The 22,751-nt window shown below is 68.8% G+C and carries 20 protein-coding genes and 1 riboswitch; of the genes, 2 read left to right on the top strand and 18 right to left on the bottom strand.

The window, feature by feature from the left end; translation table 11 throughout:
* Positions 1 to 3: 3 nt before the first annotated feature.
* A complete protein-coding gene (locus tag QFZ47_RS13620; RefSeq protein WP_307656139.1) occupies positions 4 to 1,203 on the top strand; it encodes an amidohydrolase family protein in 1,200 nt (399 codons plus the stop codon).
* Positions 1,204 to 1,288: 85 nt separating this feature from the next.
* Here the strand turns inward: QFZ47_RS13620 and QFZ47_RS13615 are convergent, their stop codons facing one another.
* The 5 genes from QFZ47_RS13615 to QFZ47_RS13595 all read right to left on the bottom strand — a co-directional run bounded on the left by QFZ47_RS13615 (position 1,289) and on the right by QFZ47_RS13595 (position 7,892).
* Positions 1,289 to 1,678 (bottom strand): GtrA family protein, encoded by a 390-nt coding sequence (locus tag QFZ47_RS13615; protein ID WP_307656138.1) that lies wholly within the window; start codon positions 1,676 to 1,678, stop codon positions 1,289 to 1,291.
* Positions 1,675 to 2,652 (bottom strand): glycosyltransferase family 2 protein, encoded by a 978-nt coding sequence (locus QFZ47_RS13610; RefSeq protein ID WP_307656137.1) that lies wholly within the window; start codon positions 2,650 to 2,652, stop codon positions 1,675 to 1,677. Before QFZ47_RS13610 ends, QFZ47_RS13615 begins: the two co-directional genes overlap by 4 nt.
* Complete coding sequence (locus tag QFZ47_RS13605; RefSeq protein WP_307656136.1) at positions 2,649 to 4,454, bottom strand: ArnT family glycosyltransferase; 1,806 nt, start codon at positions 4,452 to 4,454, stop codon at positions 2,649 to 2,651. Before QFZ47_RS13605 ends, QFZ47_RS13610 begins: the two co-directional genes overlap by 4 nt.
* 52 nt (positions 4,455 to 4,506) lie before the next feature.
* Positions 4,507 to 7,221, bottom strand: a complete 2,715-nt coding sequence (gene metH / locus QFZ47_RS13600; RefSeq protein ID WP_307658935.1) for a methionine synthase — start codon at positions 7,219 to 7,221, stop codon at positions 4,507 to 4,509.
* A 59-nt stretch (positions 7,222 to 7,280) separates the two neighbouring features.
* Positions 7,281 to 7,385, bottom strand: a riboswitch (S-adenosyl-L-homocysteine riboswitch).
* 48 nt (positions 7,386 to 7,433) lie between these two features.
* Positions 7,434 to 7,892, bottom strand: coding sequence for a PACE efflux transporter (locus tag QFZ47_RS13595; protein ID WP_307656135.1), 459 nt, complete (start codon positions 7,890 to 7,892; stop codon positions 7,434 to 7,436).
* A gap of 89 nt (positions 7,893 to 7,981) precedes the next feature.
* Between QFZ47_RS13595 and QFZ47_RS13590 the strand changes: the two genes are divergently transcribed.
* Positions 7,982 to 8,908, top strand: coding sequence for a LysR family transcriptional regulator (locus QFZ47_RS13590; protein WP_307656134.1), 927 nt, complete (start codon positions 7,982 to 7,984; stop codon positions 8,906 to 8,908).
* A gap of 26 nt (positions 8,909 to 8,934) precedes the next feature.
* Here the strand turns inward: QFZ47_RS13590 and QFZ47_RS13585 are convergent, their stop codons facing one another.
* The 13 genes from QFZ47_RS13585 to hutH form a co-directional block, all read right to left on the bottom strand.
* Positions 8,935 to 9,711: an SH3 domain-containing protein gene (locus QFZ47_RS13585; RefSeq protein WP_307656133.1), complete on the bottom strand. Its 777-nt coding sequence runs from the start codon at positions 9,709 to 9,711 to the stop codon at positions 8,935 to 8,937.
* Positions 9,712 to 9,786: 75 nt separating this feature from the next.
* Positions 9,787 to 10,836 carry a homocysteine S-methyltransferase family protein gene (locus QFZ47_RS13580; RefSeq protein WP_307656132.1) on the bottom strand — a complete coding sequence of 350 codons (1,050 nt, stop codon included), beginning with the start codon at positions 10,834 to 10,836 and terminating at the stop codon, positions 9,787 to 9,789.
* A 48-nt stretch (positions 10,837 to 10,884) separates the two neighbouring features.
* Positions 10,885 to 11,700 carry an N-formylglutamate deformylase gene (gene hutG, locus QFZ47_RS13575; RefSeq protein ID WP_307656131.1) on the bottom strand — a complete coding sequence of 272 codons (816 nt, stop codon included), beginning with the start codon at positions 11,698 to 11,700 and terminating at the stop codon, positions 10,885 to 10,887.
* Between the two features lie 5 nt (positions 11,701 to 11,705).
* Complete coding sequence (locus tag QFZ47_RS13570) at positions 11,706 to 13,091, bottom strand: formimidoylglutamate deiminase (RefSeq protein ID WP_307656130.1); 1,386 nt, start codon at positions 13,089 to 13,091, stop codon at positions 11,706 to 11,708.
* The gene (gene hutI, locus QFZ47_RS13565) at positions 13,088 to 14,338 is read right to left on the bottom strand and encodes an imidazolonepropionase (RefSeq protein WP_307656129.1); all 1,251 of its coding nucleotides are present in this window, start codon (positions 14,336 to 14,338) and stop codon (positions 13,088 to 13,090) included. Before hutI ends, QFZ47_RS13570 begins: the two co-directional genes overlap by 4 nt.
* A 23-nt stretch (positions 14,339 to 14,361) precedes the next feature.
* Positions 14,362 to 14,937 (bottom strand): HutD/Ves family protein, encoded by a 576-nt coding sequence (locus QFZ47_RS13560; RefSeq protein ID WP_307656128.1) that lies wholly within the window; start codon positions 14,935 to 14,937, stop codon positions 14,362 to 14,364.
* A 145-nt stretch (positions 14,938 to 15,082) separates the two neighbouring features.
* The gene (locus QFZ47_RS13555; RefSeq protein WP_307656127.1) at positions 15,083 to 15,751 is read right to left on the bottom strand and encodes an amino acid ABC transporter permease; all 669 of its coding nucleotides are present in this window, start codon (positions 15,749 to 15,751) and stop codon (positions 15,083 to 15,085) included.
* 7 nt (positions 15,752 to 15,758) lie between these two features.
* On the bottom strand, positions 15,759 to 16,511 hold the full coding sequence (locus QFZ47_RS13550) for a transporter substrate-binding domain-containing protein (protein WP_307656126.1): 753 nt from the start codon (positions 16,509 to 16,511) through the stop codon (positions 15,759 to 15,761).
* A gap of 91 nt (positions 16,512 to 16,602) precedes the next feature.
* Positions 16,603 to 17,574, bottom strand: coding sequence for a Bug family tripartite tricarboxylate transporter substrate binding protein (locus tag QFZ47_RS13545; protein ID WP_307656125.1), 972 nt, complete (start codon positions 17,572 to 17,574; stop codon positions 16,603 to 16,605).
* A complete protein-coding gene (locus tag QFZ47_RS13540; protein ID WP_307656124.1) occupies positions 17,574 to 18,380 on the bottom strand; it encodes a phosphate/phosphite/phosphonate ABC transporter substrate-binding protein in 807 nt (268 codons plus the stop codon). The genes QFZ47_RS13545 and QFZ47_RS13540 overlap by 1 nt, the downstream gene beginning before the upstream one ends.
* Before the next feature lie 22 nt (positions 18,381 to 18,402).
* Positions 18,403 to 19,425 (bottom strand): ornithine cyclodeaminase family protein, encoded by a 1,023-nt coding sequence (locus QFZ47_RS13535; RefSeq protein WP_307656123.1) that lies wholly within the window; start codon positions 19,423 to 19,425, stop codon positions 18,403 to 18,405.
* Positions 19,426 to 19,429: 4 nt separating this feature from the next.
* A complete protein-coding gene (hutU, locus tag QFZ47_RS13530) occupies positions 19,430 to 21,163 on the bottom strand; it encodes a urocanate hydratase (protein ID WP_307656122.1) in 1,734 nt (577 codons plus the stop codon).
* A gap of 30 nt (positions 21,164 to 21,193) precedes the next feature.
* Positions 21,194 to 22,750, bottom strand: coding sequence for a histidine ammonia-lyase (hutH, locus tag QFZ47_RS13525; RefSeq protein WP_307656121.1), 1,557 nt, complete (start codon positions 22,748 to 22,750; stop codon positions 21,194 to 21,196).
* Position 22,751: the final 1 nt, after the last annotated feature.

Here is a 22,751-nt window from a genome sequence, read left to right as displayed (position 1 = left end):
TCCATGGCAGAAATCGCAGCCGGCGCAAAGTCGGGCAAGGTCGTCATCAAGAACATAGGGCTCTTGCTCTCGGGCGACATCGACAAGCCCATCCTGGACGCCGACACCATCGTGGTGAACGACGGCCTGATCGCCCAGGTCGGCAAGGAAAAGGACTGCGACCTCGAAGGCGCGCAGACCGTCATCGACGCGAAGAAGACCTGTGTGGCGCCGGGCCTGATCGACAGCCACGTGCATCCGGTGTTCGGCGACTGGACGCCGCGCCAGGGCCAGATCGGCTGGATCGACTCCACCATGCACGGCGGCGTGACCACCATGATTTCCGCGGGCGAGGTGCACCTGCCGGGCCGGCCCAAGGACATCGTCGGATTGAAGGCCCTGGCCATCACCGCGCAGCGCGCCTTCGACAACTTCCGCCCCGGCGGCGTGAAGGTGCTGGCCGGCGCGCCGGTGATCGAGAAGGGCATGGTCGAGAGCGACTTCAAGGAACTCGCCGACGCGGGCGTGGGCCTGCTCGGCGAAGTGGGCCTGGGCTCGGTCAAAGCCGGCTACGAGGCCAAGGAGATGGTCGCCTGGGCGCGCAAGTACGGCATCCAGAGCACCATCCACACAGGCGGGCCGTCGATCCCGGGCTCGGGCCTGATCGACAAGGACGTGGTGCTGGAGGCCGACGCCGACATCATCGGCCACATCAACGGCGGCCACACCTCGCTGCCCGAGGCGCATGTGTGCGAGCTGTGCGAGAAGAGTTCGCGCGCGATCGAGATCGTGCACAACGGCAACGAGCGCGTCGCCATCGCGGCGGCCAAGGCGGCACTCGAACTCAAGTGCCCGCACCGCGTGATCCTCGGCACCGACGGGCCCGCGGGCTCGGGCGTGCAGCCGCTGGGCATCCTGCGCATGGTGGCGATGCTGTCGTCCATTGCGAACATTCCGGCCGAGCTGGTGTTCTGCTTTGCCACGGGCAACACGGCGAAGATCCGCAAGCTCAACTGCGGGCTGATCGAAGTGGGCCGCGACGCCGACTTCGTCTTCATGGACCGTGCACAGCATTCGCCGGCACCGGGCCTGCTCGAGAGCGTGCAGCTCGGCGACATCCCGGGCGTGGGCATGGTGGTGATCGACGGCATCGTGCGCTGCGGCCGCAGCCGCAACACGCCGCCGGCCACCGAGATTCCGGTCGTGGTGTCGAGCGCGCACTGAGCGATATCCCTCTTGTCCCCTCTCCCCCTGGGAGAGGGCCAGGGTGAGGGCAGCGGCGCAGATGCAACGCCGGACTCCTCTGCGTCTACCGCGCCTTGAACACCAGGTAGCGCGCCGACAGGAAGTTCACGGCCAGTCCCGCGCAGCTGCCCAGCGCCACGCCGGCCGCGGGCGCCCAGGCACCCGAAGCCCAGTGCAGCACGAGCACATAGGCGCCGTAGTTGACGACGGCGCCGCCCAGCATGGTGACCAGATAGCCGAGGTACTCGCGCAGCACGGAGGCATTGGCGTCTCGGGCTTTGAAGGTGTAGCGCCGGTTCAATGCCCAGGTGGCCGTTGCGGCCGCCAGGAAGGACAGCACCCGCGCGCCGTACCAGCCCAGCAGCGGCGCCACCAGGTACAGCACGGCCACGTCGACCACGAAGCCGATCGCGCCCACCACGGCGAACGACAGGAACTGCCGGCCGAGCTTCATCGCGCGGCGGCGCCGTGGCGCACGCCGGGAATCGCCAGGTAGCGCAGGCGCTTGGCCTCGCGGCGGCCGAGCCTGATGGCGTGCATCACGACGCCGCACACCATCGACAGCATGGCGGCCAGCATGGCGCCCGTCGCCAGCACCGCCGTGGGCAGCCGGGGCACCAGGCCGGTGTGCAGGTAGGTGATGAGCAGCGGAATGACCAGCACGATCGCGCCCACCGCCAGCAACGCCGCAAGGATCGAGAAGAACTGCAGCGGCCGCTCGCTGATGAACAGCTTGCAGATGGTCTTCAGGATGCGCCAGCCGTCGCGGTAGGTCGAGAGCTTGCTGTGCGAGCCCTCGGGCCGCGTGCTGTAGACAGTGTCGAGCTCGGCATGGGGCATGCGCAGTTCGAGCGCATGCACCGTGAGCTCGGTCTCGATCTCGAAGCCCTGCGAGAGTGCCGGAAACGACTTGGCATAGCGGCGCGAGAACACGCGGTAGCCCGAGAGCATGTCGGTCAGGCCGCCGCCGAAGAGCTGCGCCACGGCCCCGGTGAGCAGCCGGTTGCCGAAGCGGTGGCCGGCGCGGTAGGTGAGCGCGCTCTGCCCGTCGTCGACGCGGCAGCCGACCACCATGTCGAGGTTGCCCGCCACCAGCGCATCCACCAGCCGCGGTGCGCTGGCCACGTCGTAGGTGGCGTCTCCGTCGACCGTCACGTACACGTCGGCCTCGACGTCGGCGAACATGCGCCGCACCACATTGCCCTTGCCGGGTGCGGCCACGTGCGTCACCAGGGCACCGCTGGCGCGCGCGATGGCGGCCGTGTCGTCGGTCGAGTTGTTGTCGAAGACGTGGATCTCGGCCTCGGGTAGCGCCGCGCGGAATTGCGCGACCACCTGCGCGATCGACAGCGCCTCGTTGTAGCAGGGGATCACCGCCGCGATGCGTAGCGGGGCGCGGGCTGCGGCGGATGGGTTGTCGTCGGTCATGGTGCGGTCGAAAGAATGCGGTAGACCCGGCCGCCGTCTTTTTCGTACAGCAGGGCGAAATGCTCGTCGAAGCCGGGCCGGGTGGCCAGCGTGGGCACCATCGACGCCGGCATGACGATGGCCGTGAATCCCTTGGCGGCCAGCTTGCGCGCCATGTCGCCCGGAAGCAGCAGCAGGAAATCGCGGTAGCGCCAGGGGCCGAGCGTGTCGCCCCAGATCGGATTGGGGCCGTAGTAGATCGCCTCGTTGAGCGCGATCTGGTAGACGCGCCCGTTGGCATGCTGGCGCAGGTAGTCCATGGCGGCATAGCCAGGCACATGCTGGCGCAGGAAGGCTTCGCGGGTTTCGGGCGTGGGCGAGATCATCGCGACCTTGACAGCGGTCTGTCGCAGCGACACCGCGGCCAGCGCGGCCACGAGCAGCACGACGATCCAGTCGCCGGCAAGGCCCAGGCGGCCGGCAGGTGCCGCGGCCACCGGCGCGGCCACGGCCCCGGCCGGCCCGCCCCTGGCCCCGAACGCGCGGCGCAGGCCCGCGGCCATCCCGCCGAACAGCACCTGCCAGCCGATGGCCGCCATCAGCGCGAGCAGCGGAAACGAGGCCGTGAGGTAGCGCGGATAGCGCGAGGTCAGAAGCCACACGGCCACGGAATAGAAGCAGAACCAGCCCGCGGCGCGCAGCGCGGCCGAGCGCTTCCACAGCAGGCTGAACGGCGCCAGGAACACGGCCCAGATCAGCGCGTTGGGGCGCGCCGCATGGTCGCGCACGTCGGCCACCTGCTGCACATAGTCGGCCGGGATCCAGTCGGTGAAACCGAACACGCGCGCACCAATCGGGTTGAACGGATCGCCGGTCATGACCGCGTTGCGTGCATACCAGTAGATGCACGGAATCAAGAAGCAAAGCAGCGCCAGCGCCCACGCCTTGGGCCGGCGCTCGTGCCAGACAACGAACAGCGCCACCAGCGGCAGGAAGGTGAGGGCCTGGTATTTCGAACCCGCGGCCACGCCCAGGCAGAACGCCGCCAGACCGAGCCAGCGCGTGCCGCCCTGCACCGGCTGCGATTCGCGCCACCACCACAGCGCCACGCAGGCGCTCAGCACGAAGAGCGCCACGCCCATGTCGATCAGCGCATTCGAATAGTCGCCGATGCCGACCCAGATGGCCGCGCCGATGCAGGCCGTGAGCCGGTTCGCGTGCTGGATGCCGAGGCGATAGACCATCACCGCCGAAAGCGCGCCGGCCAGCGCATTGAGAAAGTGCGGCAGCACGTCGTCGCCCACTTGCAGCGCGGCGGCATAGAGCAGGTTGTAGTTGTACGGGAACCAGGGGTAGCGCAGCCACTCGTGGATGCCCAGGGAGCCCTGTTGCGCCACCTGCCGGGCATAGGGCAGGTGGTACATCAGTTCGTCGAAGGCGGCGGGCGGCGCGAGCGGCGCGACCAGCGCCGGCAGCGCCACCAAGGCCAGCGCGATGGCGGCGATTCTTTCGGCGCGGGTCCACGGTGCACGGGGGGCGCGAAGCGCCCGCAGCTCGCGCCACCAGGGCCGCAGCTGCAGCGCGGCCGCCAGCACGCCGGCGGCGATCAGCGCCACGGTGGCTTCTTTCTTGAACGCGCCGAAGATCGCCAAGGCCTGGAAGGCGCAGATGAACAGGCCCACGCCCAGGGCCGCGGCCATGGCCGCTTCGAGCCAGGCGTCCCGGCGCGGCGGCGGCGCGAGGCGCGCCAGCAGCGCGCGCCCGAAACCCCAGCAGCCAAGGACAAAGACCGCCAGTGCCGCGTAGTGCGCGGCTGCAAACATCAGCTTCTGAATAACAACTCCCGGTGCCGGTCGGCCGTGCCGGCCGGCAGGTTCAAAGGTTCGGCGCCAGCAGGCGCTCGAGGTCGGATTCGCTCTCCTTGCGCCGCGCCGCCTGGTCCTGCAATTGGTCGCGCCCGATCTTGCCGACATTGAAGTACGTCGACTCGGGATGGCTCAGGTAGAAGCCGCTCACGCTGGCGGCGGGCATCATAGCGAGGCTTTCGGTCAGCGTCATGCCAATGTCCGCGCAACCCAGAAGGTCGAACATCGGGCGCTTCACGCTGTGGTCGGGGCAGGCCGGGTAGCCGGGCGCGGGGCGGATGCCGTGGTATTTCTCGGCGATCATGTCCTCGTTGCTGAGGCCCTCGTCGGGCGCATAGCCCCAGAGGTCGGTGCGCGCGCGGTGGTGCAGCGATTCGGCAAAGGCCTCGGCCAAGCGGTCGGCCAGGGCCTTGAGCATGATGGCGGAGTAGTCGTCGAGGTCGTCGATGAAGTATTTCTCCTTCTTCTCGACACCCAGGCCCGCCGTCACCGCGAACACGCCCACGTAGTCTTTCAGGCCGCTGTCCTTCGGCGCGACGAAGTCGGCCAGGCAGCGGCTCGGGCGCATCACGCCCTCGATCACCTGCTTCTCGGTCTGCTGGCGCATGCCGTACCAGGTGAGCGCGACTTCGCTGCGCGTCTCGTCGGTGTAGAGCTCGATGTCGTCGTCGTTCACGGTGTTGGCGGGCCAGAAGCCCACCACGCCGCTCGCGCTGAGCCAGCGGCCCTCGATCAGGCGCTTGAGCATGCGCTGGCCGTCGGCATACACGCGCACGGCCTCGGTGCCGACGATCTCGTCCTTCAGGATGGCGGGGAACGGACCGGCCAGGTCCCAGGTCTGGAAGAACGGGCCCCAGTCGATGTACTTGGCGAGCTCGGTCAGGTCGAAGTTCTTGAACAGGCGCCGGCCGATGAACTTGGGCACGGGCGGCGTGTAGCCGGACCAGTCGAGCGGCGTCTTGTTGGCGCGCGCCTTGGCCAGCGGCCACATCGGCACCTGCTTCTTGTTGGCATGCTGCGTGCGCACCTTCTCGTAGTCGGCGTTGATCTCGTCGATGTACGCGGTGGCCTGGTCGGACAGCAGGCTCTGCGCCACGCTCACGCTGCGCGAGGCATCGGGCACGTAGACCACCGGCCCTTCGTAGTGCGGCGCAATCTTGACGGCGGTGTGCACGCGGCTGGTGGTTGCGCCGCCGATCAGAAGCGGAATCTTCTTGATGCGGAAGTGGTCGTCCTTCTGCATCTCGCCGGCCACGTACTGCATTTCTTCCAGGCTCGGCGTGATGAGGCCCGAGAGGCCCACGATGTCCGCGCCCTCGACCTTCGCCCTGGCCAGGATCTCGTGGCACGGGACCATCACGCCCATGTTCACCACTTCGAAGTTGTTGCACTGGAGCACGACGGTGACGATGTTCTTGCCGATGTCGTGCACGTCGCCCTTCACGGTGGCGATGATGATCTTGCCCTTGGTGCGCACGTCGCGGCCCGCGGCCTCGTCCTGGCGCTTTTCTTCCTCGATGTAGGGAATGAGGTGGGCCACGGCCGACTTCATCACGCGCGCCGACTTCACCACCTGCGGCAGGAACATCTTGCCCTGGCCGAACAGGTCGCCCACGATGTTCATGCCGTCCATCAGCGGCCCTTCGATCACGTGCAGCGGACGGCCGCCCTTGGCGAGGATCTGCTGGTAGGCCTCTTCGGTGTCTTCGACGATGAAGTCGGTGATGCCGTGCACCATCGCGTGCGAGAGGCGCTGGTTGACGTGCACGGGGTGCTCCGGCGTGCCGCGCCATTCGAGCTTCTTGCTGTCGTCCTTGGCGCCGCTCTTGGCGGTTTCGGCCACTTCGACGAGGCGCTCGCCCGCGTCGGGCCGCCGGTTGAGCACCACGTCTTCCACGCGCTCGCGCAGCGTCGGCTCCAGGTCGTCGTACACGCCCACCATGCCGGCGTTGACGATGCCCATGTCCATGCCGGCCTGGATCGCGTGGTACAGGAACACGGTGTGGATGGCTTCGCGCACCGGGTCGTTGCCGCGGAAGCTGAAGCTCACGTTGCTCACGCCGCCCGACACCTTGGCGCCCGGCAGGTTCTCTTTGATCCAGCGCACGGCGTTGATGAAGTCGACCGCGTAGTTGTCATGCTCCTCGATGCCGGTGGCAATCGCGAAGATGTTGGGGTCGAAGATGATGTCCTCGGGCGGAAAGCCCACCTCGTCCACCAGGATGCGGTAGGCGCGTTCGCAGATCTCGATCTTGCGCTGGTAGGTGTCGGCCTGGCCCTTCTCGTCGAAGGCCATCACCACCGCGGCGGCGCCGTAGCGCCTCACGAGCTTGGCCTCGTGCTTGAACTTGTCGACCCCCTCCTTCATCGAGATGGAGTTGACGATGCCCTTGCCCTGGATGCAGCGCAGGCCGGCCTCGATCACTTCCCACTTCGAGCTGTCGACCATCACCGGCACGCGCGCGATGTCGGGCTCGCTCGCAATCAGGTTCAGGAAGCGGACCATCGCAGCCTTGCTGTCGAGCATGGCCTCGTCCATGTTGATGTCGATCACCTGCGCGCCGTTCTCGACCTGCTGGCGCGCCACGGCCAGGGCCTCTTCGAACTGGCCGTTCAGGATCATCCGCGCGAAGGCCTTGGAGCCGGTGACGTTGGTGCGCTCGCCGATGTTGACGAACAGCGACCCGGCGTCGATGGCCACCGGCTCGAGGCCGGACAGCTTCATCGGGGGGACGGAGGGCGTGGGAACATCGCTCATGGGGGCTCACCTGTGCAGGAAAAAACGTCAGGTGAGCGTCGTTTGCGGCTGCGCCCCGGCCGGCGGGGCGCCTTCCAAGCCTGACGGCGGGCCTCTTGATGCGGGCCGCCGCTGCAACGCTCCTTGGAAGGGAGCGCAATTTTACCGGCTGCGGCAAGGGCCGCGGCCGCGAAGGGCGTTCAGGCCCCCTGCCCGGCCGCCGCGGCGGTGGCCCTGGCGGGCGCGGCCGACGCCGGCAGCCCGAACACCCGGTCGAATCCCCAGTTGAAGACGAAGGTGTAGACCAGGAAGAACACCACCAGGCCCAGGTCCATCACCAGCGCCTGCCAGAGCGTCACGCCCAGGCCCCAGGCGAACAGCGGCACCAGCACCGCGATCAGCCCGCCCTCGAAGCCGACGGCATGCGCCATGCGCCGGCGCAGGCTGCGCCCGCGCACCGCCTGGCGCGACTCCCAGCGCTCGAACAGGGCATTGAAGACCAGGTTCCAGATCACCGCGATGACCGAGGCGGCCACCGCCAGCACGCCCGAGTGGCCGAGCCCGGCGTCCGTCATCAGCGCCAGGCCGGTACTGGCGGCCACGATGGCGATCCCTTCGTAAAGGGTGATGTAGACGACGCGGCGCTGGAATCCCTGCATGACTTTTCCTCTGGCAATGAAGGCAATGGCTGGACTTTATGTGCTTGCTGCTGATATAAAAAGTCAACTTATTTCAGTTTTATTGATAGATGAGCTTCTCGAGCGACAACGTCGAAGTCTTCCTGGCCGTGATCGACCACGGCTCCTTTTCGGCCGCGGCGCGCGCGCTGCGCAAGGTGCCCTCGGCCGTCAGCATGGCCATTGCCAACCTCGAGGCCGAGCTGGCCCTGCCGCTGTTCGACCGCAGCGGCCGCGAGCCGCAGCCGACCGCCGCCGCCCGCTCGCTGGAGCCGCAGGCGCGCCTCCTGGCGGCCCAGCTGAAGCAGCTGCAGGTGCAGGCCCTGGCGCTCACGCAGGGCCTCGAAAACCGCCTCACGCTGGCCATTGCGCCCGAACTGCTGGCCGCGCCCTGGAGCGGGCCGCTGGCCGCACTGGCCGAGGAATATCCGCTGCTGCAGGTCGAAGTGCTGGCCGCGCCGCAGGCCGACGCGCTGGCGCTGCTGCACAGCGGCCGCGCGCAGCTGGCGCTGGTGTTCGAGCGCCCGAGCCTCGACGGGCGGGAAGGCTTTCAGGAAGTCGGCAGCGACACCATGGTGGCCGTGATGGCGCCCGGCCACCCGGTGCTGCTGGCGGCCGGCGGCGAGCGGCTGCGCGAAGAGCACCTCACGAACACCCGGCAGATCGTCGTGGCAGGGCGCGACCTGGCCACCAGCGATCCGCGCTTCGTGTTCGCGCGCCACGTCTGGCGCACCGACAACGCGCTGGCCGCGCTGAGCCTGATCACGGCCGGTCTCGGCTGGGGCTGGCTGCCGCGCAACTTCGCCAAGCCGCACGTCGCCGCGGGCGCGCTGGTCGAGATTCCGTTCGAGAACCTCAGCAACGGGCTCGACCTGTGGGTCGACGTGGTGTGGTCGCGCGAGCGGCCGCTGGGGCTGGGGGCGCAGCGCTTCGTGGCGCTGATTGCGCGCGACCGGCAGGCCGCGGCGGGTATTTCTGCGGCGGATGCGCGGGGCTGATCAGGGACCGGACCTGTTGGCAGACCCTAATCGCGGTGGCCGTGCCCGCCGCCCTTGCCGCCGCCTCCCCCATGGCCGCCACCCTTGCCGCCGCCTTCACCGCCGCCGGGCCGGCCGCCGCCCTGATGCGCTTTCGGTGTGCCGGGCAAGGGCCCGGGCCGGAAAGCCGGCTGGGGCCGCGGCGGCTTGAAGCCGGGGTCCGCCGGCGGGCGGAAGCCCGGGCCCGGCTGCGGTGGGCGGACGCCCAGCCCCGGCTGTGGACGGTGGCCCGGCCCGGGGTGCGGACGCACGCCGGGCACCGGCGCGGGCTTGAAACCCGGGCCCGGCCAGGGCTTGGGCTGCCAGGCCGGCCGCACCGGCGGCGGGGGACGCCAGCCGGGCATCGGCGGCGGCGGTGGCCGGCTGCCCCACCAGCGACGCTCGCCGTACCAGGGCCGGTCGCGGTAGTAGTCGGCCCAGTAGCTGCCGATCACGAAGCTCACGATGGGTACGCCGATCACCGCCGCGTAGGTGGCCAGCGGCACGCGCTGCTCCTGGTAGGCGTAGTCGAGGCTCCTGGCCCAGACCCAGCCGCGCCCGCCGTCGGGCAGCACCACGTCGCACCAGCTGTAGCCGCCGGTGCAGCCGATCACGTCGAGCGGCTGGCCCGGCCCGAGCCGCGCCACCAGCGGATAGTCGCCCGAGGGCCCGGCCCGCAGGTTGACCGCGCCGCGCGTGAAGGCCTGCTGCGCCGCGGCCGCCAGCGGAAAGAACAGGGCCATGGCGCCGATGCCGATCGAGCGCATCGAGAGTTTGTTGTTCATGATCAGGCTTCCTTTGCGCCGCCAGCCTAGGCGGCGGCCCGGATGCCGTCAATCAGCCGAGGGCGCAAGCGCCAGTCACGCGGCTTCGCGGTAGAAGCCGGCGTTGTTGTTCAATAGCCGGCCTGCGATCGGCGCCACGGCACGGCCGATGGCCGCGATGTGGTCCGGCGTGGTGCCGCAGCAGCCGCCCACGATGTTGACCAGCCCCTCGGCCGCGAACTCGTGCAGCAGCCGCGAGGTGACGTCGGGCGTCTCGTCGAAGCCGGTCTCGCTCATCGGGTTGGGCAGGCCGGCGTTCGGATAGCAGCTGATGAAGGTGTCGCCCGCCACCTTGGCCAGTTCCTGGATGTAGGGGCGCATCAGCGCCGCGCCGAGCGCGCAGTTGAGCCCCACGGCCAGCGGCTGCGCATGGCGCACGCTGTGCCAGAACGCGGTCACGGTCTGGCCGCTGAGGATGCGGCCCGAGGCGTCGGTCACGGTGCCGCTGATGATCAGCGGCAGGCGCTGGCCGCTGTTGTCGAAATACTCGTCGACCGCGAACAGCGCGGCCTTGGCGTTGAGCGTGTCGAAGATGGTCTCGACCAGGATCACGTCCGAACCGCCCTCGACCAGTGCCTCGACCTGCTCGTAGTAGGCCGCGCGCAGCTGCTCGAAGTCGACGTTGCGCGCGCCGGGATCGTTCACGTCGGGGCTGATGCTCGCGGTCTTGGGCGTCGGGCCCAGGGCGCCGGCCACGAAGCGCGGCTTGTCCGGGGTGTTGAACTTGTCGCAGGCCGCGCGCGCGAGCTTGGCCGATTCGAGGTTCATCTCGCGCGCGAGGTGCGCCATCCTGTAGTCCTCCTGCGCGATGGTGGTCGCGCCGAAGGTGTTGGTCTCGATCAGGTCGGCGCCGGCCGCGAGGTAGCCCTCGTGGATGTCGCGGATCACGTCGGGCCGCGTCAGCGAGAGCAGCTCGTTGTTGCCCTTCACGTCGCGCTCGAAGTCCTTGAAGCGCTCGCCCCGGTACTGTTCTTCGGTGAGCTTGAAGCGCTGGATCATCGTGCCCATTGCGCCATCGAGGATGGCGATGCGCTTTTCGAGGATGCCGGCCAAGGCCTGGCCGCGGGTATAGACGAGGGGCTTCATAACTTCCGATTGTAGGAAGCGAGACTGTCCCTGGCCGCCGTCGGTGCTTTAGCGGCTTTCGACGAACGCCAGCACCGCCTCGATCATGCGCCGCACATGCGGCTGCACGCCGGCCGCCACGTCGGGCAGGTAGTCGAAGGGCAGCTTCTCCTGCATGTAGCTCGATTGCGTCATCTCCAGCTGCACCGCGTGCACGCCGGCGGCGGGGTTGCCGTACTGGCGCGTGATGTAGCCGCCCGTGAAGCGGCCGTTGAGCACGCCGGTGTAGCCGGTGGCCGATTCGGCGATGCCCAGCAGCGTGGCGGCCAGCGCCGGGTCGCAGCTCGTGCCCTTGCTGGTGCCCAGGTTCAGGTCGGGCAGCTTGCCCTCGAAGAAGCGCGGCAGCACCGAGCGGATCGAGTGCGCGTCCCACAGCGCGATGGTGCCGTGCGCGGCCTTCAGGCGGTCGAGCTCGGCCTGCAGCTGCTGGTGATAGGGCTGCCAGATGGCATCGCGGCGCGCGGCGATTTCATCGTCGTCCGGCAGGTCGGCGGCGGAGGCGTAGACCGGCGTGTCGTCGAAGGTGTCGACCGGGCACAGGCCGGTGACGCTCTGGCCCGGATAGAGGCTGGCGCCATCCGGCGGACGGTTCAGGTCGACCACATAGCGCGAATGCGTGGCAACGAGCACCGAGGCGCCGAGCGCATCGGCGAAGTCGTAGAGCCGCTCGAGGTGCCAGTCGGTGTCGGGCACCTGGCGCGCCTCGTCGGTCAGGCGGACGGCGAGCGCGGGCGGCACATGGGTGCCGACATGCGGCATGGAGATCAGCAAGGGACGCGTGCCCTGGCGAAAGCGGAAGGCGGGTTCGGTGGTGGTGAAGCTCATGGGGCTCAATTTTCCAGAAGAAGAAGCTGGCTGCGCGCCGCGACGAATGCGGCGGCGGCCTCGTCGTGCAGGGCATGGCGGCCGGCCGCGACGCGCGGCTGGCCCGACACCCAGACGGTGTCGATGGCCGAGGTGCGGTGGCTCGCAAAGACATGCGACGACAGCATGTCGGGCGCTGGCAGGCCTTGCAGCGCGATGTGTGCGGCATCGAGCACGACGAAGTCGGCCTGCTGTCCCACGGCCAGGCCGCCGATGGGCCGGCCCGAGGCCTGCGCGCCGCCGCGCACCGCATCGAGCGTGAGCGCGGTGGCCACGTGCGGCTGCGCCGCACTCGCGCCGACGTTGCGCTGCCGCCAGGCCAGGCGCTGGCTGTATTCGAGCATCAGCAGTTCTTCCGCGGCATTGACCGTGGCATGGCTGTCGGAGCCCAGGCCCCAGGCGCCGCCATGGTGGCGCCATGCGGAAAAGTCGAAGATGCCGTCGCCGAGGTTGGCCTCGGTGGTCGGACACAGGCCGGCCACTGCGCCGCTCTTCGCGCCGCGCTCGTATTCGGCCGCATCCATGTGCGTGGCATGCACCAGGCACCAGCGCGCATCGACCGGCGCATGGTCGAGCAGCCACGCCACCGGACGCTGGCCGCTCCAGGCCACGCAGTCGTCAACTTCCTTGGTCTGCTCGGCGATGTGGATGTGGATGGGCGCGCTCGGGTCGATGGCATCGAGGCCAGCCACGGCTTCGCGCAGCGCATCGGGCGGCACGGCGCGCAGCGAATGCGGCGCAAGCCCGAGCCGCGCGCCTTGCGCGTCGCAGGCGGGCTTCAGCGTGTCGAGCAGGCGCAGCATCGAATCGGTCGAGCGGATGAAGCGGCGCTGCCCTTCGTTGGGCGGCAGGCCGCCGAAGCCGCTGGCCTGGTAGAGCACGGGCAGCAGCGTGAAGCCGATGCCCGTCTTCTTCGCGGCGCGCAGCAATGCGAGGCTCAGCGTCGCATCGTCGGCATAGGGGCGGCCATCGGCATCGTGGTGCACGTACTGGAACTCGCACACACTGGTGTAGCCCGCTTCGAGCATCTCGGCATAGAGCCAGGTCGCGATGGCCTCCATGTGCTGCGGCCCGAGGCGCGCGGCGAAGCGGTACATCAGCGTGCGCCAGCTCCAGAAGCTGTCCTGCTGCTGGGCGCGGTATTCGGTGAGCCCCGCGAAGGCGCGCTGGAAGGCGTGCGAATGCAGGTTGGGCATGCCGGGGATCACGGGGCCGTTCGCCACCGGCGCGCCCGCTGTCCGCTGGGCGGCGGACTGCACCTGCGTGAGTTGGCCGGCATCGTTCCACGACAGCAGCACGTTCTTCGCCCATCCGCCGGGCAGCAGCGCATCGGCCGCGAACAGCGCGTTCATCGGGCAGCCTCCACGGCGATGCGGCCTTGCCGCACGACGCTGCGCACCGGACGCTGGCCGAACCAGTAGGCGAGCTCGGCCGCATCGCGCAGGTTCCAGAGCACGAAGTTGGCGGGCATGCCTTCGGCGATCACACCGTGCGTTTTTTGCAGGCCCAGCGCGCGCGCCGCATGCACGGTGACGCCGGCCAGCGCCTCGGGCACGGTCAGGCGGAACAGCGTGCAGGCCATGTTCATCATCAACAGCAGGCTCAGCGCAGGCGAGGTGCCGGGGTTGTGGTCGGTCGACACGGCCATCGGCACGCCGGCGGTGCGCAGCGCCTCGATGGGCGGCAGCTGCGTGTCGCGCAGCGTGTAGTAGGCGCCGGGCAGCAGCACCGCCACGCTGCCCGACCGGTGCATCGCCTCGATGCCTTCGGCCGACAAGTGCTCGACGTGGTCGCACGACAGCGCGCCGTAGCGCGCGGCGAGCGCGGCGCCGCCCATGTCGGAGAGCTGCTCGGCATGCAGCTTGACCGGCAGGCCCAGCGCCTTCGCGGCCTGGAACACCTGCTCGGTTTCCGCAAGCGAAAAGGCGATGCGTTCGCAGAACACGTCCACCGCATCGACCAGCCCTTCGGCCGCGAGCGCGGGCAGCATCTCGTTGCAGACGAGATCGATGTAGTCGCCGCTGCGGCCCGCATATTCGGGCGGCAGCGCGTGCGCGCCGAGGAAGGTGGTGCGCACCGTGACGCCGTAGGCCTCGCCCAGGCGCCGTGCCACGCGCAGCTGCTTGCGTTCGTGCTCGAGCGCAAGGCCGTAGCCCGACTTGATCTCGATGGCGCAGACGCCGTCGGCCAGCAGCTGTTCGAGCCGCGGCGCGGCCTGCGCGAAGAGCGCTTCTTCATCGGCCTCGCGCGTGGCGCGCACCGACGCGACGATGCCGCCGCCGGCCTTCGCCACTTCTTCGTAGCTGGCGCCCGCGAGCCGCATCGCGAATTCGTTGGCGCGCTGGCCGCCGTAGACCAGGTGCGTGTGGCAATCGACGAGGCCGGGCGTGACGAGCGCGCCGCCGCCATCGTGCGGCGGCAGGCCTGCGAATCCGGCCGGCAGGGCGCTGCGTGCGCCGGCCCAGCGGACAGTGCCGTCGGTCACCGCGATCGCGGCTTCGGTATCGGCGTCCAGGGCGGCGCCGGGCGCGGCACCGGGCGCCAGGCGCAGGCCGGTCCAGAGGCCGTCGGCTGACGGGAACGAGCTTGGGTATTTCATGTCTTGTCTCGTGTTTGCACAGCTTACGCCGGCACGATGCGAACCGCAGCGAGCCGCGCGCCTTCGCCCTCGGGCTCGGCCTGCCATGCCTGCGCGCTGTCGGTCCAGTACAGCCCATCGCCTTCGCGGCAGGGCTCGCAGTTCAGGCGCCATGCACCGCGGAGCGCGAGCAGCACACCGTGCGGCGCGGCCTCGCTGGTCGATGCGTGGTCCAGCACCCGCACATCGGCGCGCCACTGTCCATGGCGCGTCATGATGTTGAAGTCGTTCGATGCTGCGCCGCCGAGCAGCGCGCAGTCGATCGCATCGTCGCCGCTGAACGCGAACGGCCGGTGCGGCACGTCGAGCCGGTGCTCGATGCGTCCGTCGTGCGTGAACAGCCGCACGCCGTCGCCTTCGAGCAGCATGATGCTGCGGTCCACGCCAGCGAACACCGAGAACGGCCCGGCCGCCGCGATCGTCGCGATGCTTGCGCGCCAGCCGAAGCTGTCGAGCCCCGCGCCCTGCGGCCAGCTGACGATTTCCTGCGTGGTGCCGCCGCCGTTCTTCCATGGCATGGCCGGGAGAGAACTGCGAGAGAAGCGCTGTACGTTGTTCATGACCGGTCCTCTTGCTCCTTCCCCTTCCGGGGGAAGGCCGGGATGGGGGCCGCGCCCAACGAGCGCCGCGCAAAGGGTGAGGCCGTCGTGCCCCCACCCCAGCCCTCCCCCGGGAAGGAAGGGAGAAATGCGAATGCAGCGCCACTCATCGGATCAACCCGCCTTGCCGCAGCTTCTGCTCGAAGTGCCGGAGAACCAGCGTCATCGTGCCCGTGAGCACGAAGTACACGAACGCGATGGCCAGGTAGACCTCCAGCGAGCGGTATGACACGCTGATGATCTTCTGCCCCTCGTGCATCACGTCGTGAATCGTCAGCAGCGACACCAGCGCCGAGTTCTTGATGAGCGCGATGAACTCGTTGCCCAGCGGCGGGATCATGCGCACCACCGCCTGCGGCAGCACGATCTCGCGCATCGCCGTGCCGGGTGTCATGCCCAGCGACTGCGCCGCCATCGTCTGACCCTTGTCGATCGACTGGATCGCGCCGCGCACGATCTCCGACACGTACGCACCCGAGTACACGCCCAGCCCCAGCACGCCGCACAAAAAGGCCGGCAGCAGGATGCCGAAGTGCGGCAAACCGAAGAACAGGATGAACAGCTGCACCAGCAGCGGCGTGCCGCGGATGGCCGCGACGTACGCCGTGCAAACGCCGTAGAGCCAGCGCCGCTTCGGGTTGAGCCGGCCGATGCCCACCAGCAGGCCCAGCACGCAGCCGAGCGCCAACGCGCAGGCGGTGATCTCCACCGTGACCAGCGCGCCGCGCAGCAGGTCGGGCCAGCCCTGCCAGACCGGCGAGAAGTCGAAATCCATAGTCCGCTTACTTGGCGTTGGCGCTGAACCATTTCTTCACGATCTGTTCGTAGGTGCCGTCGGCCTTGAGCTTCTCGATCGCACCGTTCACGGCCTTGGTGAGCTCGGGCGTGTCCTTGCGGATGGCCATGCCGTATTCCTCGGTGGTGATCTGCTCGGGCAGCACCTTGAGGCCGCCTCGCGTGCGCACATACTGGTAGGCCGCGGGCTTGCCGGTCACCGCGGCGTCGGCGCGGCCGATGTCCACGAGGTTGAACATCTCCTGGTTCTTCTCGACTTCCATCAGCTGCACCTGCGGGAATTTCTCCTTGGTATAGGCCACCGACTTGGTGCCCACCTGCACGCTGACCTTCTTGCCGTTGATGTCGGCCGGCGTCTTGATGGCCGTGTTGCCGTCCTTCACCATCACCACGAGGCCGCCCGCGTAGTAGGGCATGGTGAAGTCGACGACCTTCTTGCGCTCGTCGGTGATGTAGATGGCCGACACGGCCATGTCGAAGCGCTTGGAGATCAGGCCTGGCACGAGGCCCTTGAAGTCGATGTCGATCCATTCGATCTTGCGGCCCAGCGTCTTGCCGATGGCCTCGACCAGTTCCACATCGAAGCCCGTGCGCTTGCCGTTCTCCACGTATTCCATCGGCGGAAAGGTGGCGTCGGTGGCCACGCGCAGCGGCTCGCCCTGCGCTTGCGCGGTGGTGACGAAGCCGAAGAAGGCGAGGCTGGAGAGTGCGGCGGCAACGAGGGTGCGGCGGGTGTTCATGTGAAGGCTTCCGTGGGTTTGAAAAATGAAAGAAAAAAAGTGCAGCGACGGCTATTGCAGCGCGCGAGATGCGCGCCGCGGTGACCTCGGCTCACTCCGGCTTGATGTTCCTTTTTCGGATCACGGCCGACCAGCGCGCGCTTTCGCTCTGGATGTTCGCGGCGATGTCCTGCGGCTTGCCGGTGCCGGGCTCGAGGCCCAGGCCCGCGAACTTCTCCTTCATCTCGGGCTTGGCCAGCACGCGCGCCGTTTCCGCGTTGAGGCGGTCGACGATGGCCTTCGGCGTGCCGGCCGGCGCCATCAGCGCATACCAGGAGATGGCTTCGAAACCGGGCAGGCCCTGTTCGGCAACGGTGGGCAGTTCCGGCATCGCGGCCGAGCGCTTGAGGCTCGCGAGGCCGATCGCCCGCAGCTTGCCGCTCTTGACGAAAGGCAGCACGGCCGAGAGCGAGCCGAACATCATCGTGACCTGCCCGCCCACCACATCGTTGAGCGCCGGGCCGATGCCCTTGTACGGCACGTGGATCAGCTGCACGTCGCCGTCGAGCGCCATCAGTTCGCCGGCCAGGTGCGCCTGGCTGCCGGCGCCGGGCGAGGCGAAGCTCAGCGTGCCGGGCTTCTGCCTGGCGAGCGCGAGCAGTTCCTTCACCGAGCTGGCCGGCACGGATGCATGGACGACCAGCACGTTCTCGACCACCGCGAGCATGGCGACCGGCTGCAGCTCCGACACCTTGTAGGGCAGCGACGGAAAGAGGCTCGGGTTCACCGCGACATTGCCGACCGGCACGATGCCGAGCGTGTAGCCGTCGGGCGCGGCCTTGGCGATCTGCGCCACGCCGATGTTGCCCGCGGCGCCGACCTTGTTGTCGATGATGAAGGGCTGGCCCAGCGTGTCGACCAGCTCCTGGCCGAGGATGCGGGCCACCGCATCGGCCGGACCGCCGGGCGCGAACGGCACGACGACGTGGATGGGTTTCTCGGGATAGGCCTGCGCATGCGCGGGCCATGGCGCGGCGCAAAGCAACAGGGGCAACAGGACGGCCGCACGGCGGTTGATCGACATCAGAGTTCCTCGAAAGGGGGAATGGAACGAAGGGAGATCGCCGCAAGAACGTCGTAGTCCGCAGGATCGGGCGAGACGAAACCTGCAAGCAACAACCGTTCCGTCACGGCCGCGAGTTCGGGCGCGCGGGTGGCTTCCTGCAATGCGCTGCGAATGCGCGCGAGCTCGCCGGGCGTGAGCGGCGCCGTCGCGACGAGCGGCGGGATCGGCATGGCCTCGGTGCTGTCGACGATGCGCACCTTCTGCGCGAGCGCCGGCTCGTTGCGCCGCAGCAGGTCGTGGTAGTAGCTGTCGAGCGGGCCCACGTCGATGCGGCCTTCGACGAGGGCCTCGATCACGCCGCGCGCATGGATGAGGCCGCCGACGGCACCGCGGTAAAGACGCGTGCCGCGCGCCGCGCGATACGGTGCGAGATGGTTGCGCAACGCCACGCCGCCCGACATCGAGTCGGCCAGCGTGTAGCCCACGATGCCGCCGAAGGTGTCCGCCAGCGTTTCGAAGGCCGAGCCGGTGCGCACCACGATGTCGGTGAAGTACACCGGCCGGCCGCCATAGCGCGCGGGCGAAGGCAGCGGCGCGGCCACCAGCGTGGGGCGCGGCGCGCGCTGCGAGAACGGCAGGCCGCACATCATCGCGAGCCCGAGATCGTCGCGCGCCCACAGCGCCGAGAGCGGCGCGGGCGCGTCGTAGTCGATCACGTCCCACGCGAGGCCCGCGCGCGCCAGCGCCCACGCGAGAAGCTGCTTCCAGTTGGCGCGCACCGAGGCGGTGGCCGAGTACATGCGCGCGTTGGCGACGGGTGTCATCGCAGTGGCTCGGATGCGCCGGTCAACGGAAGCGCAGTTGCTGGCCGAGCCCCATCTTCTTCGCCTTCGCGAGCATCGCCGCGCCAAGCGCGATGTCCGACAGCGAGAGGCCGCGATGCCAGAACAGGTTGGTCTCTTCGTCGCTCTCGCGCCCGGGCTTCAGGCCCGCGACGATCTGTCCGAGCTCGGCGTGCAGCGTCTTTTCCGACAGCCGGCCGCTGTCGACGTGCGCGCGCAGTGCACCGAAGGGGCCGGCCTTGGCCTGGCCCCAGTCGTCCATCACCATCTTGTCCATGATGTCGGTCAGCGACAGCTCGACCGCGCTCATGGTGCCGTACGGAATGACGCAGGCGCCCTTCTTGATCCACTCGGTCTTGAGCACCGGCTCCGGCTTCTCGAGGCGCGAGGCCTCGACCACGATGTCGGCGCCGCGCACGCACGATTCCCAGTCCTCGGTCACGACGATCTTCTTGCCGAGGTCGCGCTCCAGCCTGGCGGCGAAGGCGTTGCGGCTCTCGGGCCGGCGCGAGTGCACGCGGATCTCGTCGAAGTCGAAGATCGAGTCGAGCAGGCGCACGTTCCAGTACGAGGTGCCGCGCGCGCCGATGTGGCCGAGGATCTTCGAATTCTTGCGTGCGAGATGCTTGGCGCCGATGGCCGTGATCGCGCCGGTGCGCATGTCGGTGATGTCGGAGGCATCGACGATGGCCACCGGTACGCCGGTCTTCGGATCGAACAGGTTCAGCAGCGCGAGTTCGGACGGCAGGCCGACCTGGTAGTTGCGATAGAAGTCGCCCACCACCTTCACGCCGGCCACGCCGAGCGGACGGATGTAGCCGCGCAGCACGTTGAAGTGGCCCGGGTAGTCCTTCTCGGGCACCAGGTGCATGCGCGGCTCGATGGTGGTCTCGCCGCGGCCCTGGGCAAGCAGGCCCTCTTCGACGGCCGCGACGATCTCGGCATCGGTCATCGCGAGCGCCTGCACGTCGAGGTGGTTCAGGTAGTGCAGGTAGATGGGTTCGGATTTCGTTTCGGCGGCAGACATCGCATCAGCCTTTCTTGATCATCGGCAGATTGAGGCCCTGCTTCTTGGCGGTGGCCACGGCAATGTCGTAGCCCGCATCCGCATGGCGCATCACGCCGGTGGCCGGGTCGTTCCAGAGCACGCGTTCGATGCGCTTGGCCGCGGCGTCGGTGCCGTCGCACACGATCACCACGCCCGAGTGCTGCGAGTAGCCCATGCCGACGCCGCCGCCGTGGTGCAGGCTGACCCAGGTGGCGCCGCCGGCGGTGTTGAGCAGCGCGTTGAGCAGCGGCCAGTCGGAGACGGCATCGGTGCCGTCCTTCATGCTTTCGGTTTCGCGATTCGGACTGGCGACCGAGCCGGTGTCGAGGTGGTCGCGGCCGATGACGATGGGCGCCTTGAGTTCGCCGCTCTTCACCATCTCGTTGAAGGCCAGGCCCGCGATGTGGCGCTCGCCGAGGCCAAGCCAGCAGATGCGCGCGGGCAGCCCTTGGAACTCTATGCGCTCGCGCGCCATGTCGAGCCAGCGATGCGTGTGGGTGTTCTCGGGGAACAGCTCCTTGATCTTGGCATCGGTCTTGTAGATGTCTTCCGGGTCGCCCGAAAGCGCGACCCAGCGGAACGGGCCCTTGCCTTCGCAGAACAGCGGGCGGATGTACGCCGGCACGAAGCCCGGGAAGTCGAAGGCGTTCTGCACGCCTTCGTCGAACGCGACCTGGCGGATGTTGTTGCCGTAGTCGACCGTGGGAATGCCCATGGCCTGGAAGTCGAGCATGGCCTGCACGTGCACGGCGCAGGACTTTGCGGCGGCTTTCTTGAGCGCATCGTGTTGCGAGGCGTCCTTCATCGCGGCCTGCCATTGCGGCACGGTCCAGCCCGAAGGCAGGTAGCCGTTGATGAGGTCGTGCGCGGAGGTCTGGTCGGTCACGAGGTCGGGCTTGATGCCGCCGGCCTTCGCGCGCTTCACGAGCTCGGGCAGGATGTCGGCCGCATTGCCGAGCAGCGCGATCGACACGGCCTCCTTCGCATCGCAATGCTTCTGGATGAGTTCGAGCGCATGGTCGATGTCGCGCGCCTGCTTGTCGACGTAGCGCGTGCGCAGGCGGAAGTCGATGCTGGTCTGCTGGCACTCGATGTTGAGCGACACCGCGCCCGCGAGCGTGGCCGCGAGCGGCTGCGCACCGCCCATGCCGCCCAGGCCGGCCGTGAGGATCCACTTGCCCGCGAGGCTGTTGTCGTAGTGCTGGCGGCCGGCTTCGACAAAGGTCTCGAAGGTGCCCTGCACGATGCCCTGGCTGCCGATGTAGATCCAGCTGCCAGCCGTCATCTGGCCGTACATGAAGAGGCCCTGGCGGTCAAGCTCGTTGAAGTGCTCCCAATTGGCCCACTTGGGCACGAGGTTCGAATTGGCAAGCAGAACGCGCGGTGCGTTCTCGTGCGTCTTGAACACGCCGACCGGCTTGCCCGACTGGATGAGCAGCGTCTCGTCGTCGTTCAGCTCCTTCAGCGACGCGAGGATCTGGTCATAGCAGGCCCAGTTGCGCGCCGCGCGGCCGATGCCGCCGTACACCACGAGGTCTTGCGGACGCTCGGCCACCTCGGCGTCGAGGTTGTTCTGCAGCATGCGGAACGGCGCTTCGGTGAGCCAGCTCTTGCAGTTGAGCGTGCTGCCGCGCGGGGCGCGGATCACGCGCGTCGGATCGTGGCGCGGGTCGGTGGCATCGGGCGTCTGAAGGGCGAATTTTTCGGGAGCGTTCATGGCGGGTTCTCCTAATCGGTAGAGCGGTTCTTACGACGAGTGACTGGGCAGGATGTTCAGTAGCGCGGCCGGCAGCTCGGCCTTCAGCGCCCACTGGCGCATGGCTTCGATGTCGGGCGCGAGGTAGCGGTCGCGTTCGAGGAAGGCGACCTTCTGGCGGATGGCGGCGAACTCCGCCTCCACCAGCGGCGAGCTCTTGAGCCCGCGTTTGAGTTCGATGCCTTGCGCAGCGGCCATCGCCTCGATGCCGACGACGACCGCCGTGTTGTTGACCATGTCGCCGAGCCGGCGCGCCGCGAAGGTGGCCATCGAGACGTGGTCTTCCTGGTTGGCCGAGGTCGGCAGGCTGTCGACGCTCGCGGGATGCGCGAGCGACTTGTTCTCCGACGCCAGCGCGGCGGCCGTGACCTGCGCGATCATGAAGCCCGAATTCAGGCCGCCGTCTCGCACCAGGAACGGCGGCAGGCCCGAGAGACCCGTGTCGAGCAAGAGCGCGATGCGGCGCTCGGCAATGGCGCCCACTTCGCTCACGGCCAGCGCGATGATGTCGGCCGCAAAGGCCACCGGCTCGGCGTGGAAGTTGCCACCCGAGATCACTTCGCCGGTGTCGCAGAACACCAGCGGGTTGTCCGATGCGGCATTGGCTTCGATCACCAGCACGCGCGCGGCATGCGCGAGGTTGTCGAGGCAGGCGCCCATCACCTGCGGAATGCAGCGCACCGAATACGGATCCTGCACGCGGCCGCAGTCGGCGTGCGAGGGCGCGATCTCGCTGCCTTCGAGCAGCGTGCGCACGGCGCCCGCCACCGCGATCTGCCCCGGCTGGCCGCGCGCGGCATGGATGCGCGCGTCGAAAGGCTTGATCGAGCCCTGGATGGCTTCGAGCGAGAGCGCACCCGACATCAAGGCCGAAGCGAACACGTCTTCCGCGCCGAACAGGCCGGCGAGCGCGAGCGCGGTCGACACCTGGGTGCCGTTGAGCAGCGCCAGGCCTTCTTTGGGACCGAGCACGAAGGGTTCGAGACCAACGAGGCACATGGCCTCGGCGCCGCTGACCACCGCGCCGTCGGCCGTGGTCGCCTCGCCCTCGCCGATCAGCACGCAGGCCATGTGCGCAAGCGGCGCGAGGTCGCCCGAGGCGCCCACCGAGCCCTTGCACGGAATGCGCGGCATGACCCCCGCATTGAACAGCGCCAGCAGCGCATCGACCAGCGCCGGCCGCACGCCCGAATGGCCGCGCGCCAGGCTCACGGCCTTGGTCGCGAGCACCATGCGCACCACCGGCGCGGCCAGCGGCTCGCCCGTGCCCACGCTGTGCGAGAGCACGAGGTTGCGCTGCAGCTCGGCCAGGTGGTCGTTGCCGATGCGCGTGCTCGCGAGCTTGCCGAAGCCGGTGTTGATGCCGTAGACCACCTGGTCGTTGTCGACGATGTGGCGCACCGCCGCTTCGGCGCGCGCCATGCCCTCCTGCACCGAAGGGTCGAGCGCCAGCCGCACACCGCCGGCCTGGATGCGGCGCAGCATGGCGAGGTCCACCTTGCCGGGCGTGAGGGTCAGGGTGGTGGCGGTGTGATTGCTTCTTGGCATG

It is taken from the genome of Variovorax paradoxus (genome assembly GCF_030815975.1).
Classification (GTDB): Bacteria; Pseudomonadota; Gammaproteobacteria; order Burkholderiales; family Burkholderiaceae_C; genus Variovorax; species Variovorax paradoxus_N.
The sequence above is the reverse complement of the archived record's forward strand: the minus strand, read 5'-3'. Positions and strand labels throughout refer to the sequence as shown.

Excerpts from the sequence above, each read along its gene's own strand:
- hutU (WP_307656122.1), bottom strand. The coding sequence starts at position 21,163 with ATGAACGCTCCCGAAAAATTCGCCCTTCAGACGCCCGATGCCACCGAC.
- metH (WP_307658935.1), bottom strand. The coding sequence starts at position 7,221 with ATGAAGCTGTCCGGCCTCGAGCCGGTGGCCATCGACGCCGGGTCGCTG.
- QFZ47_RS13540 (WP_307656124.1), bottom strand. The coding sequence starts at position 18,380 with ATGACACCCGTCGCCAACGCGCGCATGTACTCGGCCACCGCCTCGGTG.
- QFZ47_RS13545 (WP_307656125.1), bottom strand. The coding sequence starts at position 17,574 with ATGTCGATCAACCGCCGTGCGGCCGTCCTGTTGCCCCTGTTGCTTTGC.
- QFZ47_RS13610 (WP_307656137.1), bottom strand. The coding sequence starts at position 2,652 with ATGACCGACGACAACCCATCCGCCGCAGCCCGCGCCCCGCTACGCATC.
- QFZ47_RS13550 (WP_307656126.1), bottom strand. The coding sequence starts at position 16,511 with ATGAACACCCGCCGCACCCTCGTTGCCGCCGCACTCTCCAGCCTCGCC.
- QFZ47_RS13580 (WP_307656132.1), bottom strand. The coding sequence starts at position 10,836 with ATGAAGCCCCTCGTCTATACCCGCGGCCAGGCCTTGGCCGGCATCCTC.
- QFZ47_RS13570 (WP_307656130.1), bottom strand. The coding sequence starts at position 13,091 with ATGAACGCGCTGTTCGCGGCCGATGCGCTGCTGCCCGGCGGATGGGCG.
- hutH (WP_307656121.1), bottom strand. The coding sequence starts at position 22,750 with ATGCCAAGAAGCAATCACACCGCCACCACCCTGACCCTCACGCCCGGC.
- QFZ47_RS13605 (WP_307656136.1), bottom strand. The coding sequence starts at position 4,454 with ATGTTTGCAGCCGCGCACTACGCGGCACTGGCGGTCTTTGTCCTTGGC.
- QFZ47_RS13535 (WP_307656123.1), bottom strand. The coding sequence starts at position 19,425 with ATGTCTGCCGCCGAAACGAAATCCGAACCCATCTACCTGCACTACCTG.
- QFZ47_RS13560 (WP_307656128.1), bottom strand. The coding sequence starts at position 14,937 with ATGAACAACGTACAGCGCTTCTCTCGCAGTTCTCTCCCGGCCATGCCA.
- QFZ47_RS13615 (WP_307656138.1), bottom strand. The coding sequence starts at position 1,678 with ATGAAGCTCGGCCGGCAGTTCCTGTCGTTCGCCGTGGTGGGCGCGATC.
- QFZ47_RS13585 (WP_307656133.1), bottom strand. The coding sequence starts at position 9,711 with ATGAACAACAAACTCTCGATGCGCTCGATCGGCATCGGCGCCATGGCC.
- QFZ47_RS13555 (WP_307656127.1), bottom strand. The coding sequence starts at position 15,751 with ATGGATTTCGACTTCTCGCCGGTCTGGCAGGGCTGGCCCGACCTGCTG.
- QFZ47_RS13595 (WP_307656135.1), bottom strand. The coding sequence starts at position 7,892 with ATGCAGGGATTCCAGCGCCGCGTCGTCTACATCACCCTTTACGAAGGG.
- QFZ47_RS13620 (WP_307656139.1), top strand. The coding sequence starts at position 4 with ATGGCAGAAATCGCAGCCGGCGCAAAGTCGGGCAAGGTCGTCATCAAG.
- hutI (WP_307656129.1), bottom strand. The coding sequence starts at position 14,338 with ATGAAATACCCAAGCTCGTTCCCGTCAGCCGACGGCCTCTGGACCGGC.
- QFZ47_RS13590 (WP_307656134.1), top strand. The coding sequence starts at position 7,982 with ATGAGCTTCTCGAGCGACAACGTCGAAGTCTTCCTGGCCGTGATCGAC.
- hutG (WP_307656131.1), bottom strand. The coding sequence starts at position 11,700 with ATGAGCTTCACCACCACCGAACCCGCCTTCCGCTTTCGCCAGGGCACG.